This window comes from Streptococcus sp. 517s, from assembly GCF_054445985.1.
Genome location: NZ_CM136847.1, coordinates 1,165,924 through 1,184,746, shown reverse-complemented (window position 1 = coordinate 1,184,746; position 18,823 = coordinate 1,165,924). Strand labels below are relative to the sequence as shown.

Genomic DNA, 18,823 nt, shown 5'->3' with positions numbered 1-18,823 from the left:
ATGTTGTTTGATCAAATTGCGAGCAATAAACGAAAAACCTGGATTTTATTGCTGGTTTTCTTCCTACTCTTAGCCTTGGTTGGTTATGCTGTTGGCTATCTCTTTATGCGTTCAGGTCTTGGGGGCATGATTATTGCCCTGATTATTGGTCTTATCTACGCTCTGACCATGATCTTTCAATCGACAGAGATTGTCATGTCTATGAATGGGGCGCGTGAGGTTGATGAACAAACAGCACCAGACCTCTACCATGTAGTGGAAGATATGGCCATGGTCGCTCAGATTCCCATGCCGCGTGTTTTCATCATTGAGGATTCTTCTTTCAATGCCTTTGCAACAGGTTCGAATCCGCAGAATGCAGCTGTCGCAGCCACTTCAGGCCTTCTAGCTATCATGAATCGCGAGGAACTGGAAGCTGTTATGGGGCATGAGGTCAGTCATATCCGAAACTACGATATCCGCATTTCGACCATTGCTGTCGCCCTTGCCAGTGCCATTACCCTTCTGTCTAGTATGGCAGGACGGATGATGTGGTGGGGTGGCGCAGGTCGAAGACGGAGTGATAATGATCGTGACGGAAATGGTCTAGAGATTATCATGCTTGTTATCTCTCTCTTAGCCATTGTTCTAGCACCTCTCGCTGCAACCTTGGTGCAACTAGCCATTTCCCGTCAGAGGGAATTTCTAGCGGATGCATCCAGTGTGGAGCTGACTCGCAATCCTCAAGGGATGATCAATGCACTGCGCAAGTTGGAGAATAGCGAGCCAATGCATCACCATGTTGATGATGCCAGTAGCGCTTTGTACATCAATGATCCTAAGAAAGGTGGCGGACTTCAAAAACTCTTTTATACCCACCCGCCTATCTCAGAACGAATCGAACGCTTGAAACAAATGTAAAAAAATCCAGAGATCGTCTCTGGATTTTTGCTATGTTCAAAAATTATAAATCTTGTAAATCAACAACTTCCAAACCATGTTCTGTCAAACGATAGATACTCGTACAGACCTCTTTTAAGAAACGTCTATCATGCGAAACAGTGATCAGACCGCCGGGATAAGAGGTAAAGAGTTTTCTGATTTCGGGTTGAGAAGTAGGAGAAAAGTTTCGTGTGGGTTCATCGAGAAGGAGAAAGTTTGGTTTGCGCAGGACTAATTCCAAAAGAAGGAGTTTGCCTTGTTGACCACCAGATAAAGAGTGAATCTGGTGGTGCATCTCTGGATAACTGAAATTGAGGCTAGCAAGGTGAGATTGGATTTTTTGTAGTTCTTCTTTTTGTCCAGTTTGGCTGAGATAGGCTACTGGAGATAGATCCAATTGTAGTTTTTTATGGTAATCTTGTGGCATAAAACCAAGCGATATTTCTCTTTTGGCGCTGAGCAGTTGTTGAAACTTGGCTAACAGAGTTGATTTCCCAACACCATTTGGCCCGATGATACCGATTTTATCTTGGCTACGGACAGTCAGTTGTAGCTCCTGAACTAAAGTGCGCTGGCCAATGGACAAATTTTCTTTTTCCAGTTGGATTAAGACTTTAGAAGCCGGTAATGGTTGGATATCTGAGAAGAAAAGTTGGATTTGTTCTTCTTCAAGTGGCTTTTGGGTCATGGACTGGGCTTCCTTTTCAAAGCGTTTTTCTTGAGAGAGAACATTTTTCATTTTTTTAGCTAATAGGCGCCCAACAACATCGTTTTTAGTGTTACGCAAGGCAGTTTCTACATTTTGTTTAACTCGACGATGCTTTTCCATGCTTTTATCATAGGCTCTCTGGTCGTTAGCAGCTTGCTGGCTTTGTCTAGCAAAACTAGCCTTTCTCTGCTCACTGTAGCGATCATAGTCTAAATGCTCTACAAGCGTTTCCGCTTCTTTCCGATGCTTGACCAGTCGCAAGTGGACAATAGTATCTGCCGTTTGAGAGAGAAAGTCTTCATCGTGCGAAATAAAAATAACTGTTTGCCTAAGCTTTTGAATCTGACCTTTTAGCCAATCAACCGTCTCAAGGTCTAGGTCATTTGAAGGTTCATCTAAAAATAGAATCTCAAGAGGTTTTGCTAACTCGTGAATGAGCTGAATTTTCAAAGCTTCGCCCCCTGATAGACTGCCAATTTCTTGGTCGCTAGCAAAACGGTCGCTATCAAAGTGCAACTCCTCCGCCAAACGATAAAGAATGCTGTAGTCTAAATCAGCAGAATCCAAAAAGAAATAGTCGTGTAGAGTCCTATTTTTCAGGAACTCGGGGAGTTTTTGAGGAATATAGGCCAGTGATTGAAGATCAGACTGGATGTCGCCCTTGATAGTAAAATCAGGTAATGCTTCCCCCATTAGAGTTCGTAGTAAAGTCGATTTACCATTTCCTTCTTCACCAATAATAGCAACTTTTTCCCCGTCTTGGATAGTCATGGTTAGGTCAGATACAAGGTCTCGTAGATCTTTGTTTTGCGTGATAGTTAGATGATTGATTTTTATCATATTGTTGCCCTTTCTAGAATGTCGATAGTGCATAACAAAAAGCTCTACTTTATCTAGTAGAGCCCAAAGTAACTGTCCAAAACTCTATTATCCTCGTTGAAAAACTCGTCAAACTAGCTTGGAGCTGCCTAACCCAACCCAAGAGGAGCATAGCTTTCTAGTTTTTTGATTTTCAATGAGGACAAGATACTAGAAAATCTAGTATAAAAAGAGCACACAAAAAGAGACAAAAACAAGATCTACTAAATAAAGATTCTTTATTTGATAGATTAGTTGTTCATGTCTCCCATACCTCCGAGTATTAGTACCTCTATCCTATACCTTTCAGGAAATTTTGTCAATAAAAAACAGGAAATTCTAGTTTTTATACTTAATGAAAATCAAAGAGCAAACTAGGAAGCGACCCGAAGGCTGTACTTGAGTACGGCAAGGCAAAGCTGACGGTGGTTTGAAGAGATTTTCGAAGAGTATCAGAATCCGAAAACAGGTCCATAGAGAGTTAGCACGTGTTTGACATGTTCGTAGTGGAACTTGTCATAGTTGCGCCAAGCAGCACGAGCTTGATCGTTTAGTTTTAGGCTCCCTAGTCCAATCAGAAGACTGGTACGTTGGTAAAATTTCTCAAGGTCGATTAAGATACTGTTGTCCAGCTTTTCTGCTTTTTTTAGTTCCTTAAGAGTGGTGTTCAGCAGCTCTTGCAGTCGAAGATCATCGGCAGTTCCTTGTTTACAGCTTTGGTAGCTTTTATTTAACTCGGAAAGGAGTTGGTAAGCTTCAGTGATGAGTGCTTTATCTTCCATATGAGCATCCTCCTTGCTCTGGTGTATTCTTGCCTATAGTATAGCACTAATAGGAAAGTTTGTCATAGTAAATATATTAAAAAATGAGGTTTTAATATCAAAGTTTGGAAAGCTGACTTATAGCCTTTTCATGGTATAATCAAGTGAGTACATCTTTATGGAGGAAATATGAAGTTAAATATTCAAGAAATTCGTAAGCAGCCTGAAGGCCTACACTTTGAACAAGCTTTAGACCTGGCAGCAGACTTGCGTAAACGGAATCAAGAGATTTTAGATGTCAAAGATATCCTTGCAGTGGGGAAGGTGCAGTACGAAGACCGTCTGTATTTCTTAGATTATCAGCTATCTTATACCATTGTTCTTGCTTCCAGCCGCAGTATGGAGCCAGTTGAATTGGCTGAGTCATATCCAGTGACAGAGGTCTTTATGGAAGGAGCAACCAATCAACTAGACCAGGAAGTTCTTGATGATGACTTGGTCTTGCCTATCGAAAATGGGGAAATCGACCTTTCCGAGAGCGTTTCCGATAATATCTTGCTCAATATTCCAATCAAGGTCTTGACGGCAGAAGAAGAGGCGGGTCAAGGTTTTGTGTCCGGAAATGACTGGCAAATCATGACAGAGGAAGAATATCAAGCTCAACAAGCAGTCAAGAAAGAAGAAAACAGTCCATTTGCTGGCTTGCAAGGACTATTTGATGGAGACGAGTAGATGGTTTTATCCAAGAAACGTGCCCGTCATGTCATTGAGGAAATTATTGCCCTCTTTCCAGATGCCAAGCCTAGTCTTGATTTTACTAATCATTTTGAACTCTTGGTTGCAGTGATGTTGTCAGCCCAGACGACAGATGCAGCGGTAAACAAGGCCACGCCAGGTCTCTTTGCTGCTTTTCCAACGCCGCAAGCCATGTCTGTAGCGACAGAGAGTGAAATTGCTTCACACATTTCTCGCCTGGGACTGTATCGAAATAAGGCTAAATTCCTTAAAAAATGTGCCCAACAGTTACTAGACGATTTTGATGGTCAAGTGCCTCAGACTCGAGAGGAATTAGAAAGTCTAGCTGGTGTTGGTCGTAAAACAGCAAATGTAGTATTGAGTGTGGGCTTTGGAATTCCTGCTTTTGCAGTGGACACCCATGTTGAACGTATCTGCAAGCATCACGATATCGTTAAAAAATCAGCTACGCCACTTGAAGTAGAAAAACGTGTCATGGACGTTCTACCACCAGAAGAGTGGTTAGCAGCCCACCAGGCCATGATTTACTTTGGACGAGCTATCTGTCATCCCAAAAATCCAGAATGCGATCACTATCCCCAACTGTATGATTTTAGTAATGTTTAAGGGGACTCTGAAAAAGTTTTTGCTTGATTTTAAGGGTGCTTTGTGCTATAGTAAATGATAACTAAATAGTCCTTTAAACCTGTCCCGTGAGGCAGGCAAGGAGCGCGATAAAGTAGAAGGGTGAAGTCTATACTGTATACAGTAGGGCTCGCTTGGCTATACATTTCAAGTCTCCTTGTAGAAGGAGACTTTTCTTTTTGGAGGTTTGTCATGAAGACAAAAGAAGTTGTAGACGAATTGACTGTTAAACGAGCGATTACGCGAATTACTTATGAGATTATTGAGCGCAATAAAGACTTGAATAAAATTATCCTAGCTGGGATAAAAACGCGTGGTGTTTTCATCGCTCATCGTATCAAAGAACGCTTGGAGCAGTTGGAAAACATCACAGTTCCTGTTGTGGAATTGGACACCAAGCCTTTCCGTGACGATGTTAAAAGCGGAGAAGATACTTCTTTAATTTCTGTTGATGTGACAGACCGTGAGGTTATTTTAGTGGATGATGTACTCTATACAGGCCGTACTATCCGTGCCGCTATTGATAATATTGTCGGCCATGGTCGTCCTGCGCGCGTGAGTTTGGCAGTTCTAGTCGATCGTGGACATAGAGAATTGCCAATCCGTCCAGATTACGTTGGGAAAAATATCCCAACCAGCCGTTCTGAAGAAATCATCGTAGAGATGACAGAACTTGATGGCCAAGACAGAGTTCTGATTACTGAAGAAGCCTAGGAAGCTGAAGGAGTAGCTATGTCAGAAAATCAACAAGCATTGAACCATGTGGTTTCTATGGAAGACCTCACTGTTAATCAAGTGATGAAATTGATTAAGCGAGGAATTGAGTTTAAAAATGGAGCCCAGCTTCCTTATGAAGACCATCCGATTGTTTCAAATCTTTTTTTTGAGGATTCTACACGAACGCATAAGTCCTTTGAAGTGGCAGAGATTAAGCTAGGGCTGGAGCGACTTGACTTTGATGTGAAGACCAGCTCAGTAAATAAGGGTGAGACACTCTATGATACCATCTTAACCTTGTCTGCGCTTGGTGTAGATGTCTGCGTGATTCGCCACCCAGAGGTCGATTATTATAAAGAACTGATTGCTAGTCCAACCATTACGACTTCCATTATCAATGGTGGGGATGGTTCGGGACAACACCCTAGCCAGAGCTTGCTTGATTTGATGACCATTTATGAGGAATTTGGCCACTTTGAGGGTCTCAAGATTGCTATTGCAGGCGACTTGGACCACTCACGCGTTGCCAAATCCAATATGCAGATTTTGAAACGCTTGGGCGCTGAACTTTTCTTTGCAGGACCTGAGGAATGGAGAAGTCAAGAGTTTGCGGACTATGGACAGTTTGTAACTATTGATGAGATTGTTGATCAGGTGGATGTTTTGATGTTACTCCGAGTTCAACATGAACGCCATGATAGTGGAGCCGTTTTTTCAAAAGAAGACTACCATGCTCAACACGGCTTGAACCAAGAACGCTATAATCGCTTAAAAGAAACAGCAATCATTATGCATCCGGCTCCAGTGAATCGAGATGTGGAAATTGCTGACCACTTGGTTGAAGCGCCAAAATCACGCATTGTCCAACAAATGACCAACGGTGTCTTTGTTCGAATGGCAATTTTAGAATCCGTATTGGCGAGTAGAAACGCCAACTAAAACACAAGACGTTAAAAGACGCCAGTGAGCGTCCACGAGAGGTGAAAATATGACAAAAAGACTTCTAGTATTAGAAGATGGCACAGTTTTTGAAGGTAAGGCCTTCGGAGCAGATATAGATGTAACAGGCGAAATCGTCTTTAATACAGGGATGACCGGCTACCAAGAATCCATTACAGACCAGTCTTATAATGGACAAATCTTGACCTTTACCTATCCTTTGGTGGGAAATTATGGAATTAACCGTGATGATTATGAATCCATCATTCCGACTTGTAAGGGAGTTGTCGTTTTCGAAGAAGCGCGTAGAGCAAGTAACTGGCGCAACCAAATGACCTTGGATGAATTTTTGAAAGCCAAGAAAATCCCTGGTATTTCAGGAATTGACACCCGTGCTCTGACAAAAATTATCCGCAAGCATGGTACTATGCGTGCAACCCTTACACATGTTGGCGATACCATGGACCATATCACAGCCCAGCTCCAAGCAACAGTCTTGCCGACAGACAATATCAAACAGGTTTCTACTAAAACTTCCTATCCAGCTCCTGGAGTTGGTTTGAGCGTGGTGCTAGTGGATTTTGGACTCAAGCACTCAATCCTACGTGAACTTTCTAAGCGTAACTGTAACGTGACGGTTGTTCCGTATTCAACAACAGCAGAAGAAATTCTCCACCTCAATCCTGACGGAGTTATGTTGTCAAATGGTCCAGGTAACCCAGAAGACGTTCCAGAAGCACTGGACATGATTCGTGGTGTGCAAGGGAAAATTCCAATCTTCGGAATTTGTATGGGACACCAACTTTTTGCCATGGCAAACGGAGCTAAGACCTACAAGATGAAATTTGGTCACCGGGGATTTAACCACGCGGTACGTGAGATTGCAACAGGACGTGTAGACTTTACCAGCCAAAACCATGGTTACGCAGTCAGCCGTGAGGACTTGCCAGAGCACTTGATCATTACCCACGAAGAAATTAATGACAAATCAGTTGAAGGAGTTCGCCACAGATACCAACCAGGTTTTTCCGTGCAATTCCACCCAGACGCAGCTCCTGGTCCACACGACGCAAGCTACCTATTTGACGAGTTTATCGAGATGATGGAAGCTTTTAAACAAGCAAACTAAGAACGAGTAAAAGCTCGTTAGAGAATTTATGTAACTGAACACGGACGGAAAGCTCGGGATTTAGAGAAACCAACTTGGATTGTCAATCCTTCCTTGTTTCCTAAAATTCAATCGCTTTCTATTCGTCCTTTGCATCTTATTTAATGGCAACCTGAGAGTTGCCGAATAGAAAGGCAGGTCGTTTCTTTTAGTCGCTATTGGGCGAACTAAAAACTCCCTGCACTAGATTTTTTACCGAAAAAATATCGTTTCTCTAAAAAATCGTCGGAGAATTTATTTAATGTCGCTCTGTGAGGCGACGAATAGAAAGGAGAAGGGTGGTCCGTATTTGCTGAACTGAATACGGGCTACGGACGGTGCTAAAAAGATAGTTATTCCTAGAACTGATAGTTCTTCGTCATAACTCCTATTTTAGCTTTGTCCGCTTGACGCCCTTAATATCTTATAAATGCCTAAACGTACTGATATTCAAAAAATTATGGTGATTGGTTCTGGTCCGATTATTATTGGTCAGGCTGCTGAGTTTGACTACGCGGGGACCCAGGCCTGCTTGTCTTTGAAAGAGGAAGGTTATGAGGTTGTCTTGGTGAACTCAAACCCTGCAACCATTATGACGGATAAGGAGATTGCGGATAAGGTCTACATCGAACCGATTACACTTGAGTTTGTGACACGTATTCTCCGTAAGGAACGCCCAGATGCTTTGCTTCCAACTCTTGGAGGTCAAACAGGGCTCAATATGGCCATGGAATTGTCTAAAAATGGCATCCTAGATGAGCTTGGAGTAGAGCTTCTAGGTACTAAATTGTCTGCCATCGACCAAGCAGAGGACCGTGACCTCTTTAAACAATTGATGGAAGAGCTTGAGCAGCCAATCCCTGAATCTGAAATTGTCAACACAGTGGAAGAAGCTGTTGCCTTTGCGGCGTCAATCGGATACCCAGTTATCGTTCGTCCAGCCTTTACCCTTGGTGGTACTGGTGGTGGTATGTGTGCCAATGAGGAAGAACTACGTGAAATCGCTGAAAATGGCTTGAAACTGTCACCTGTTACCCAATGTTTGATTGAGCGTTCGATTGCAGGTTTCAAGGAAATCGAATACGAAGTCATGCGTGACTCGGCTGACAATGCCCTTGTGGTTTGTAACATGGAAAATTTTGACCCCGTTGGGATTCATACAGGGGATTCCATCGTATTTGCTCCTGCGCAAACCATGTCAGACTATGAAAACCAAATGCTACGTGACGCGAGCTTGAGCATTATCCGCGCCCTCAAGATTGAAGGCGGATGTAACGTTCAGCTAGCACTCGATCCCCACAGCTTCAAGTACTATGTTATCGAAGTAAACCCTCGTGTATCGCGTTCGTCAGCCCTTGCTTCTAAGGCGACGGGTTATCCGATTGCCAAATTGGCTGCCAAGATTGCTGTTGGTTTAACCCTGGATGAGGTTATCAACCCAGTTACAGGTTCAACTTATGCTATGTTTGAGCCAGCCCTTGACTACGTCGTTGCTAAGATTCCACGTTTCCCATTTGACAAGTTTGAAAAAGGTGAGCGTCGCCTTGGTACTCAGATGAAGGCAACTGGAGAAGTCATGGCCATTGGTCGTAACATCGAAGAGTCACTTCTCAAGGCATGTCGTTCACTTGAAATTGGGGTTCACCACAATGAAATGCCGGAGCTTGCTTCTGTTTCTGATGATGCCTTGATTGAAAAAGTTGTCAAGGCTCAAGATGATCGTCTCTTCTACGTATCAGAAGCTATTCGCCGTGGTTACACACCAGAAGAAATTGCTGAATTGACTAAGATTGATATCTTCTATCTTGATAAACTATTGCATATCTTTGAAATCGAGCAAGAATTGGGTGCTCATCCACAAGATCTAGAAGTTTTGAAAACAGCTAAACTAAATGGCTTCTCAGACCGTAAGATTGCTGAACTCTGGGAAACGACAGCTGACCAAGTTCGTCAACTTCGTTTGGAAAACAAGATTGTTCCAGTTTACAAGATGGTCGATACCTGTGCGGCAGAGTTCGACTCTGAAACGCCATATTTCTATTCTACCTATGGCTGGGAAAATGAATCTATCAGATCTGACAAGGAATCCGTCCTAGTACTAGGTTCAGGTCCAATCCGTATCGGACAAGGAGTTGAGTTTGACTACGCAACAGTTCACTCAGTTAAGGCTATCCAAGCAGCTGGCTATGAAGCCATCATCATGAACTCAAACCCAGAGACTGTTTCAACAGACTTCTCGGTATCTGACAAGCTCTACTTTGAACCGTTGACTTTCGAAGATGTTATGAATGTTATCGACTTGGAGCAACCAAAAGGCGTTATCGTTCAGTTTGGTGGTCAAACAGCTATCAACCTTGCGGAGCCATTGGCAAAAGCAGGTGTGACCATCCTTGGTACGCAAGTCGCTGACCTAGACCGTGCAGAAGACCGTGACCTCTTCGAGCAAGCCCTTAAAGACTTGGATATTCCACAGCCACCAGGACAAACGGCTACCAATGAAGAAGAAGCCGTGCTTGCAGCTCGCAAGATTGGTTTCCCAGTCCTTGTTCGCCCATCTTATGTCTTGGGGGGACGTGCCATGGAAATCGTTGAAAACGAAGAAGACCTCCGTTCTTACATGCGTACCGCTGTTAAGGCTAGTCCAGACCACCCAGTTCTTGTTGACTCTTACATCGTTGGGCAAGAGTGCGAAGTCGATGCCATTTCAGATGGAGAAAATGTCCTTATCCCTGGTATTATGGAACATATCGAACGTGCTGGTGTCCACTCAGGTGACTCAATGGCCGTTTATCCTCCACAAACCTTGTCGCAAAAGGTGCAGGAAACCATCGCTGACTATACTAAACGTCTAGCAATTGGCCTTAACTGTCTTGGAATGATGAACATCCAGTTTGTCATCAAGGATGAAAAAGTCTATGTTATTGAGGTCAATCCACGCGCTAGCCGTACGGTTCCATTCCTTTCTAAGGTAACCAATATTCCTATGGCTCAGGTAGCGACTAAGCTCATTCTTGGTCAAAGTCTTGAAGAGCTTGGCTACCAAGATGGACTTTATCCAGAAAGCACTCGCGTTCATATCAAGGCACCAGTCTTCTCCTTTACGAAACTAGCTAAGGTAGATAGCTTACTCGGTCCTGAAATGAAGTCAACAGGGGAAGTTATGGGTTCTGATACTACTTTGGAAAAAGCTCTCTATAAGGCCTTTGAAGCTTCTTACCTGCACTTGCCAACCTTTGGTAACGTTGTATTTACCATCGCTGATGATGCCAAAGATGAAGCCTTGGACTTGGCTCGTCGTTTCCAAAATATCGGCTACGGTATCCTCGCGACAGAAGGGACAGCAACCTTCTTTGCCAGTCATGGACTTCAAGCCCAACCTGTTGGTAAGATTGGTGACGATGAACAGGATATCCCAAGCTATGTCCGTAAAGGAAAAATCCAAGCGATCATCAATACTGTTGGAACCAAACGAACTGCTGACGAAGATGGTGAGCAAATTCGCCGTTCGGCTATTGAACACGGTGTGCCACTCTTTACAGCCCTAGACACAGCAGATGCCATGCTCAAGGTGCTAGAAAGCCGTAGTTTTGTCACAGAAGCGATCTAGTTGAGAAATATTTTTCACAGTTTTAAAGCCAGCGTCAGAAAACGCTGGCTTTTACAATACTGATATTGCTTATTTCAACTATCATTTCTTTTCTTAGGAATCATTCCAAAATGTGATATAATAAGGGTGAATTGGAAATAGGTAAACTATTTTCATCATTCTTTCAAAAAATATTCTATTAAGAAATATGTAAAGACAGATTAGAAAGTGGGAAATCCCTATGTCCTCTTATGAAAAAGTCTCTCTTTCTGAGATCAATCAATCTATTGAGACTCCAAATAACAATCATTTTTGGCAAAATCTAAAAGCATTCTTAGGACCTGGTGCACTTGTGGCAGTTGGCTACATGGATCCAGGAAACTGGATCACCAGCGTGGTTGGTGGTGCCTCCTACAAATATAGTCTCTTATTTGTTATTTTGATTTCTTCCATCATTGCTATGCAGTTACAACAGATGGCTGGGAAGCTCGGTATCGTAACTAAGATGGACCTAGCGCAGGCAACAGCTCATCATGCTCCCAAGTGGCTTCGTTATAGTTTATGGGTGATTTTAGAATTAGCTTTAATGGCGACCGACTTAGCCGAGGTTTTAGGCTCAGCGATTGCCTTAAATCTTTTGTTTAAAATACCGATTATGGTTGCTATCCTTCTAACCGTTTTAGATGTATTTTTGTTACTTTTATTGATGAAATTTGGTTTCAAAAAAATTGAAGCCATTGTTACGACCCTTATTTTAACCATATTAGCCATCTTTACCTATCTTGTGGCCTTATCCAATCCAAGTATCCAGGGGATTATTGGTGGTTATTTACCAACTTCAACTTTATTTGAAACACCGTTACCAGGCCATGAAAGTCAATTGACCTTGGCTTTAGGGATTGTAGGTGCGACAGTCATGCCCCATAATCTCTATCTCCATTCCTCTCTATCCCAAACAAGGAAAATCAATCACAAAGATAAGAAGGATGTTCGAAAAGCAGTTCGCTTTATGACCTGGGATTCAAATCTTCAGTTGTCTCTAGCCTTTATTGTCAATTCCTTGCTTCTCATTTTAGGTGCCTCTCTCTTTTTTGGTCATGCATCTGAAATTTCGGCCTTCTCCCAAATGTACAATGCTTTACAGGATTCGACAATAGCAGGAGCAATAGCCAGCTCAACCTTGTCAACTTTATTTGCTCTAGCCCTCCTAGCAAGCGGCCAAAATTCGACTATTACAGGCACTTTGACAGGACAGATTGTCATGGAAGGCTTCTTACATCTAAGATTGCCTCAGTGGCTTATCCGTATCGGTACACGTATTTTTGCCTTGCTACCTGTGATTATAGTCGCCGTTTTGTTTGGATATCAAGAAAAAACCTTGGATCAGTTATTGGTCTATTCACAGGTCTTTCTGTCAATCGCTCTTCCGTTTTCAATCTTTCCCTTAATCTATCTGACCTCTAAGAAGTCACTGATGGGAGAATTCACTAATGCCAAGTGGAACACCATCCTAGGTTACGCAGTTTCAATCATCTTGACCATTCTCAATATCAAGCTTCTTTTCGATATTTTTTAACCTCGTTTGAAATCAATCATAGTGTCAGCTTGAAGCTTGACAAATAGAAAGTAGTAGTGATTGATTTATAAAAAGAAGTACAAAAAAAGAACAGCTGAAACTGTTCTTTTTATCATTATTTGAGACCGTATTTTACAAAGATATACTCTATAGTGTTTAAATCCTTATTAAATCAACGTTTCTAAAGGGATATAGCTGTAAAATATTATATATATACCGTATTGTTAAACCAAGACGGTACCAAAAAGGTACCAAAAATTAAGGTTTCGGAGCTTATAAAATAATGAAAGTTGTCTCAATCAGTTGAGCTTTTTTTATTGCCTTTTTGTAGCAAAGTGACATAGTCACTTTTAGTGTGGAATAGGTGAGATAAAAAAACGGTGTTTCGATTTTGGTCAATGAAGTAAAGCAAAACATATTGGTCAATAATTTTTCCTCGTGTGGGATACTTACTGTTAATCTTTACTCCGATTTTCTCATCAGCGTCAAAACCTGCTTCAGGAAAAATTTCTAAACTTTTTAAGCTGTCTAAAATTTTAGCCACAGTATTTTTAGCAGATTGAGGAGATAGAAGCACCGTAGCTATATAGTCGTGTATATTGTCGATAGCTTCCTCGACTTCTTTTGAAGCAATCACTTTATAAGCCATAGCGTACCCTCATATTGTCTAGGGAAGTACCTTCTCCTGCCTCGTATTCTCTCAAGGCACGTTCAGATTGAGCTTGTAATTCTTCAATCAACTGTTCTCTATGTAGATCTTCGGCCGTCTTAATAGGCAAATCTTGCTCCAGGACTATTTGCTCTACAAAAAGGCTAATAGCCTCAGTCATGGTCATTCCTTTTTCCTTGATAATGGATCTAGCTTGCTCCATTGTTACTTCATTTATTTTAAAATTGTATTGCTTAGCAAGTGATGTAGTCATGGTATATCTCCAATCTATATCTTATATAGCTAGTATATATCTTTTATACTTTTTAGGCAAGAAAAAACTCTTGAATATAATCCAAGAGTGAAACGAACAGGACCAGTGGTGGCACGGGTTCTTTACAGCCTAAAGCTGAAGGCAGTACCTCACCTGTACTTGAAACAAGTACCTTTGAGCAAACTGTTACCAGTCACCCGACATCATCCTATCCTTATCCATAGTTTAGGATAAATAAGAGAGAATGTCAACAATAATTTTTATTAACTTAGGTGTTTATGATATTTGACTTCTCCTTGATTGATTTATTCCAATTTCCTTTTGACAACAAGTAACCTATGACTTTTTATTCCTGTTGTAATCGGTCGGCAGCTTTTCAGTCTGCCGACACGACCCAACTAGTCTAATTCATCATAGCTTGTTGTCAAAAGTTTTCTCGGCATAAAGAGGTTATTCAGCGTTCTAGGGTTTGTTCATAGATTTTTTTGATGACTTTGACAGTATTAACAAGTTTAATAGGCTTGAAAGCATTTAGTTGTTTTGTAAGGTTTTGGAATTCCTTTTGTTTCATGTAGTTTTGAGCCTGGTTTCGCCATACCCCAAGCTTTCTGCTGGCTATATTTAGACGGTCACGAAGTTGTGAAATTTTATTTTTCAAGCTATTGTTTTCAATTTCTAAAATTCGTTTTTGATTTTTAGTTTCTCGGAGTTCGTCTAATATCTGATTTTTATTACTTGATACATTTCTCAGCATATTCAATTCCTTGTTTTGTTGCTGGATAGTTTGTGACAGTTGGCGGTTCTCGTAGAAGTGTTGGATTACAGATTTTATTAGATTATTGAGTGTTTCAGGGGAGAGTTTAATTTTGCCATCGAGAGTTTGTTTACCTATCGTTCCATTCTCAAGTTGACTGATATTCAGTCCGTCGAAGTTTTGATATTTTTGAAGGTGCTCTCGAAGTTGCTTGGTGAGTTCGTTGATAGTACCTTGTTTTGTCTTTATATCTTGGTTCATACTGTCAATTGTTTCACTTTTACTACCTATGATGCTGTCTACGATATCTAGATCTTCTTTTTTGATATTAATTTCTTTTTCAAGATTTGATAGTGTATCTTGTTTTTCATTTAGAGCATGATCTAGGTTAGATAGCATTTTATTTTTTTCTTCGTCAACCATTTTTAAATCGTTAACTTTATTTGTCAAAGCTTTATTCATTTGCTTTAGTTCGCTGTTAAATTCTATCATTTTATCGAATTTTTCGTCAATTTGTTTTTCGATTTTTTGAAGAACCTCTTGCTTGTCCTTGTATTCCTGTGTTGATAAATGTTTTTTTGTACTATCAAGTTCTCCTCGTTGGAGATGAAAACCATGTTGAGATAAATACTTTGGGAGTTCATCTTGGATTTTTTTCAACTCTTCACGATTAAAAATTGATTTGGACGATAACTTTCCTTGCTTCATTGGTACAATTCCCATGTGCATGTGTGGTGTGTTTTCGTCTAGGTGAACACTAGCATAAGCAATATTTTCTAAACCATAGTTTTCAGCGAAATAATTTTTAGAAGTTTCAAAAAATCGTTTTGTCTCTTCGGGAGTAAGTTTAGCAAAAAAATCTTTATCAGATGTTATAATCCATTCATCGCATAGAACGGCATCTTTTCGAATAGCTCGTTTAGAAATTTTGTTCTCGTCTATATAGTTTTTGATTTGCTTTTCGTACGACATAGAGCGATCCCTATCTGTCAATTCATAATTTAAATGTGAGCGTTCGATATCGATATCCTTGTTACTGTGTTGCTTAAAAATACGTTCATTGTGTCTGTAAGCTCCACCTAAATTACCTGATTTGTACTTCGTCATTCTGGCTACAACATAACTCATAATTCATCCTTTCTCGGCTCAAAGGGTCGCCGAGCGTGTGGCTAAAAATTGCCACACATAAGCAAGCCTTTATGCGGTGTTCTTTACTGAGAACGGCACTACTTCCAAGTAAAGTATAACGCACTATACTTTACCTCCGGAAAAGTGTGCGGTCTCCGACGGTTTTGCTCTCTCGAAAGAGAGCAATCGGACTGTCGAAACAGTCCGATGAAAAGAGAAGTTCGAGCCATAAACTTCTCTTTTTGTTTCGCTCCGAAGAGCGAAAGGCATTCCGAAGAATGCCTAACGACCCCCATAAAAAGCAAGTTGTTTTTCTAGTTTGGGTCGTTCTTTATGTAACAGATTTTTCATCAATTGCAAATAATCAGTATCGGAAGTTTGATGGGTTTCCAAAATTTTCTTGTATTTACTTCTAGTGTTTTTGCTAACTTTATTCCAGATTCCTTTATCACGTGTTAAAGCTAATAGATAAAGTTGAGTTTCAATTTCGAGACTTTCAAAATAAAACGGTTTGAAAATAATAGTGTCAATAACCTCAAAAATATTTTCAACGGAGCGACTTCGTAACTGAAATTCTAATCTCCACCAATGTTCATATTGTTGTGCGTTTTGTCGTTCATCTTCACTTCCGTTCGTCAGTTGTTCAACTTTTTTATCGTATAGTCGAATTTGTTTTTCTGACCTTGAAGCTCCTAGATATTTTGTTTCAAGCTTACCATTTTTATCTCTCCATTCTTTTGTTGCAGTAGGCCGTCCCTTCTTTTCTAAAATGAATTCACTACAATCAAGATTAAAAAAATCAAAAGCTAAGTCAGCTCGAGTGATTGAAATATCTTCTAGATATGGTATAATCGTATTAAGAATTTCAGTATCAACTGTTCGGAGTTTGTTAGGATTAAACTCCATTCGGAAAGGGCGAGCATTTCGAGCTTGTCCTTTTAGTTTATCATACTCTAAATGGAGGATAACTTGCCCCCCAGACTTGGTATAGGCTTGAAACATATCTGTCATAGCTTTTTGAGTGATGATTGCAATATGGTTGCTAACTAATTTTTTAAAATTATTGAAACTACTGTGGCGTATTTCAGCAGTTATAGTAATATTATCTAAACTAACTTTTAAATCCAAATAAACCTCCTTTCTTTTAGAGGTCGCCTATCGGCGCCTCTTTTTTGTCTGCGTAAAGACCTCCGTAAAATGACATTCTTGGGGGAGCAACCCCAAGCCGACTACGTCGGACCATTTTCATTTTGCTACGGTCAAACTTGCCAAAAAATGGGTGTAGTAAAATCCCACGAAATGGGAACATAGCGTGCTGTTAGAAGCGCACGCGTTATAAATTTTGAGAAAGCTCAAAAATTTAGTCTCAAAATCTCATTTTCAAAATATTTTCATAGTCGTTTTCATAACTGTTTTGGGACTAGAAATTTTGCAAACTTGAAATAGATTTTTTGAAAAAATCTACTCTCTCAATCAAAAATATTTTTTGAATTTTTTCGATGATATCTTCAGGAGGAATTTGCTTGTTATTCTTATATGTAAAGAATCGGTCTTTAGCTTTTTTGATCTCTCCTAAATCGTCAGATTCATCAGCAAATAATAAATCATATAGTTCAAACCAACGTAATTCTGACTGTTTTCTGAATGAGTCAAAGTTTCTCCAGAATAGGGCTCCTGCCTCCAATTCTTCGAACTTTCTGAAGAGGTGCTGTCTTTCAATTTTTCTACGTTCTTTAGGAATAAACATGCGAACATCCTCTACTGATACTCCAGAGTAAACTCGGTCATTGACAATCGCAATTGGTAGTCTTAAATATTTATCCTTATCAGATAAAATTCGATGGATAAATTGTTTGAGACTAAGCCGATTATCCAGTTTGTAGTGTACTAGATTAGGATTTAGCAAATCAAAGAAATCACTTGTCTGTTTCAACATTTCCAGAAAGACTTGTTCAGTAAGTTGTTCCTCTTCATAGCTTTGAAAATTAATAGAGTAGGAAGTTAGCTGTTGGGTTAACTGTGCTCGAATACCAGGATCATTGCCAAAGAATATTTTTATCATTTTCATCACCTCATATTTCGTTGATATAAATCCGATAAGGTAAGCTGTATCCGTAGAATACAACTTCTCTTTCTCGTTCAATCAGATTGTGCTCCTCCAACATACGTAGGATATTAATCATTTTCTTTTTTCCTACACCGAACATCTTTTGCATTTCAGACAAACGATAGGCCAGATAAATATTGCCTTCAGAATCAATCCATCCTTTACTTGTAACCTCCTTTTGTTTATCTTTCAGGATTGTATAAACTACTATAGCATCGATACTCAAATCTTGGTAATAAGTGTCTTGAAAGAGAATTTTAGGGATATGGTAACAATTATCTTCAAAAATGTAAGTCATAGTATTTCCTATCTTTCATATTGTTGTAGCCATTGAGCGACTTTGTGTTTATCGTACAAGGTCACTCCGTCAATGACCATGTGGGGCATGCCTTCGCGTTGCCATTTTATGCAAGTTGTCGTTGAGATGTCCAACCAACGGCATAAACCTGACATTCGTAGCATAGGTTTATAAAGTTCCTGATCTTCAAAAGCTTTTTCGATAGCTTTCTGAAGCATGGTATCGTAACGGGCAAGCAACTTCTTTTCGGTTGCTTTTGGGAAGTGGATGGTAAAGTTTTCTGTCATATTCTGACCCCTTTCTTAATTTTATAAGCTCCGAATCAAATACACACATGTGTATCTTGAATTAAATTATAATCTCTTTCGTGTTTTGTGTCAAGAGTTTTTTCTCTTTTGTGTAATTTGTGTTATAATATGTCAAAAAGGAGGATTATTATTTGACAAACTTTCAAACACTTGTTAAAAACAGTAAATTATCTCTTAAAGAAATAAGTGAGGCTACAGGTATAGGCTACTCTACTCTCGGAAATTACAATCAAGGGAGTAGAAGTCCAAATGCTAAAAATGCGCAAATTCTATCAGAATACTTTGGAGTATCTATCCCTTACTTACTAGGGCTTGATGATAATCCTGTACTAAAAGATCCAGGAGCACCTAAAGAAATGATCAAAGATTTCTATAAAGTGTTGACAAAAGGTACAAGTATAGAAAATAAAATTACTAAATGGACACCTTTTAGAGAAGATCTTGCTATTATACTTGCAGAACTCAATCAATCAGAATCCTTGTCTGACTACATTGATTTTCTAGCAAGCAAAAAAGGCTTCAACCCTGTTTTGGTTAAAGCTATTAAGGAATTTATAGCTGATGAAAAACAAGGCCTTATTCCTTTCATGATTAACAAATCAAGTGCAGAAGACTCTCCTTATCATTATGTCTGGGAGGCATGGATAAATTCTGACGAATACAAGAGATTGCAAGAAGAATAAGAAATAACAGACAATCATGATTTCTTTA

General features: G+C 40.1%; 18 protein-coding genes. 9 read left to right on the top strand and 9 right to left on the bottom strand.

All coding sequences use genetic code 11. From position 1 onward, the window contains the following. Complete coding sequence (gene htpX / locus ACVX3R_RS06075) at window positions 1–900, top strand: zinc metalloprotease HtpX (protein WP_458794556.1); 900 nt, start codon at window positions 1–3, stop codon at window positions 898–900. A gap of 43 nt (window positions 901–943) precedes the next feature. Here htpX and ACVX3R_RS06070 read toward each other — a convergent pair whose 3' ends face one another. Both ACVX3R_RS06070 and ACVX3R_RS06065 read right to left on the bottom strand, forming a co-directional pair. Continuing rightward, entirely contained in the window at window positions 944–2,503 is a 1,560-nt protein-coding gene (locus tag ACVX3R_RS06070; RefSeq protein ID WP_458794555.1) for an ATP-binding cassette domain-containing protein, read from the bottom strand. A 437-nt stretch (window positions 2,504–2,940) separates the two neighbouring features. Next, window positions 2,941–3,270 carry a helicase BlpT gene (locus ACVX3R_RS06065; protein ID WP_125395414.1) on the bottom strand — a complete coding sequence of 110 codons (330 nt, stop codon included), beginning with the start codon at window positions 3,268–3,270 and terminating at the stop codon, window positions 2,941–2,943. A gap of 168 nt (window positions 3,271–3,438) precedes the next feature. On the opposite strand from ACVX3R_RS06065, the gene ACVX3R_RS06060 reads away from it, so the two are divergent. The 7 genes from ACVX3R_RS06060 to ACVX3R_RS06030 all read left to right on the top strand — a co-directional run bounded on the left by ACVX3R_RS06060 (window position 3,439) and on the right by ACVX3R_RS06030 (window position 12,594). Further along, the gene (locus ACVX3R_RS06060; protein ID WP_458794554.1) at window positions 3,439–3,981 is read left to right on the top strand and encodes a YceD family protein; all 543 of its coding nucleotides are present in this window, start codon (window positions 3,439–3,441) and stop codon (window positions 3,979–3,981) included. Continuing rightward, window positions 3,982–4,611 carry an endonuclease III gene (gene nth / locus ACVX3R_RS06055; protein WP_000244435.1) on the top strand — a complete coding sequence of 210 codons (630 nt, stop codon included), beginning with the start codon at window positions 3,982–3,984 and terminating at the stop codon, window positions 4,609–4,611. Between the two features lie 210 nt (window positions 4,612–4,821). After that, window positions 4,822–5,343, top strand: coding sequence for a bifunctional pyr operon transcriptional regulator/uracil phosphoribosyltransferase PyrR (gene pyrR / locus ACVX3R_RS06050; protein WP_000850018.1), 522 nt, complete (start codon window positions 4,822–4,824; stop codon window positions 5,341–5,343). An 18-nt stretch (window positions 5,344–5,361) separates the two neighbouring features. After that, complete coding sequence (locus tag ACVX3R_RS06045; RefSeq protein WP_458794553.1) at window positions 5,362–6,285, top strand: aspartate carbamoyltransferase catalytic subunit; 924 nt, start codon at window positions 5,362–5,364, stop codon at window positions 6,283–6,285. A gap of 49 nt (window positions 6,286–6,334) precedes the next feature. Then, window positions 6,335–7,414, top strand: a complete 1,080-nt coding sequence (locus ACVX3R_RS06040; RefSeq protein ID WP_061417970.1) for a carbamoyl phosphate synthase small subunit — start codon at window positions 6,335–6,337, stop codon at window positions 7,412–7,414. Window positions 7,415–7,862: 448 nt separating this feature from the next. Next, a complete protein-coding gene (gene carB, locus ACVX3R_RS06035) occupies window positions 7,863–11,039 on the top strand; it encodes a carbamoyl-phosphate synthase large subunit (protein ID WP_458794552.1) in 3,177 nt (1,058 codons plus the stop codon). A 220-nt stretch (window positions 11,040–11,259) separates the two neighbouring features. Further along, entirely contained in the window at window positions 11,260–12,594 is a 1,335-nt protein-coding gene (locus ACVX3R_RS06030) for an Nramp family divalent metal transporter (RefSeq protein WP_458794551.1), read from the top strand. Between the two features lie 295 nt (window positions 12,595–12,889). Here ACVX3R_RS06030 and ACVX3R_RS06025 read toward each other — a convergent pair whose 3' ends face one another. From ACVX3R_RS06025 to ACVX3R_RS05995, 7 genes are all read right to left on the bottom strand, one after another. Then, window positions 12,890–13,243: a type II toxin-antitoxin system RelE/ParE family toxin gene (locus tag ACVX3R_RS06025; protein ID WP_084972165.1), complete on the bottom strand. Its 354-nt coding sequence runs from the start codon at window positions 13,241–13,243 to the stop codon at window positions 12,890–12,892. Continuing rightward, window positions 13,233–13,517 (bottom strand): type II toxin-antitoxin system RelB/ParD family antitoxin, encoded by a 285-nt coding sequence (gene relB, locus ACVX3R_RS06020; protein ID WP_084972166.1) that lies wholly within the window; start codon window positions 13,515–13,517, stop codon window positions 13,233–13,235. Before relB ends, ACVX3R_RS06025 begins: the two co-directional genes overlap by 11 nt. Before the next feature lie 454 nt (window positions 13,518–13,971). After that, the gene (gene mobV, locus ACVX3R_RS06015; protein WP_458794550.1) at window positions 13,972–15,399 is read right to left on the bottom strand and encodes a MobV family relaxase; all 1,428 of its coding nucleotides are present in this window, start codon (window positions 15,397–15,399) and stop codon (window positions 13,972–13,974) included. A 282-nt stretch (window positions 15,400–15,681) separates the two neighbouring features. Beyond that, entirely contained in the window at window positions 15,682–16,527 is an 846-nt protein-coding gene (locus tag ACVX3R_RS06010) for a replication initiation protein (protein WP_084972168.1), read from the bottom strand. Between the two features lie 292 nt (window positions 16,528–16,819). Next, a complete protein-coding gene (locus ACVX3R_RS06005; protein ID WP_084972169.1) occupies window positions 16,820–17,461 on the bottom strand; it encodes a thioredoxin domain-containing protein in 642 nt (213 codons plus the stop codon). Window positions 17,462–17,471: 10 nt separating this feature from the next. After that, a complete protein-coding gene (locus ACVX3R_RS06000; protein WP_458794549.1) occupies window positions 17,472–17,804 on the bottom strand; it encodes a replication initiator protein A in 333 nt (110 codons plus the stop codon). An 8-nt stretch (window positions 17,805–17,812) separates the two neighbouring features. Further along, window positions 17,813–18,091: a DNA-binding protein gene (locus ACVX3R_RS05995; RefSeq protein WP_084972171.1), complete on the bottom strand. Its 279-nt coding sequence runs from the start codon at window positions 18,089–18,091 to the stop codon at window positions 17,813–17,815. A gap of 152 nt (window positions 18,092–18,243) precedes the next feature. On the opposite strand from ACVX3R_RS05995, the gene ACVX3R_RS05990 reads away from it, so the two are divergent. Then, the gene (locus ACVX3R_RS05990) at window positions 18,244–18,795 is read left to right on the top strand and encodes a helix-turn-helix domain-containing protein (protein WP_084972172.1); all 552 of its coding nucleotides are present in this window, start codon (window positions 18,244–18,246) and stop codon (window positions 18,793–18,795) included. Window positions 18,796–18,823 lie beyond the last annotated feature (28 nt).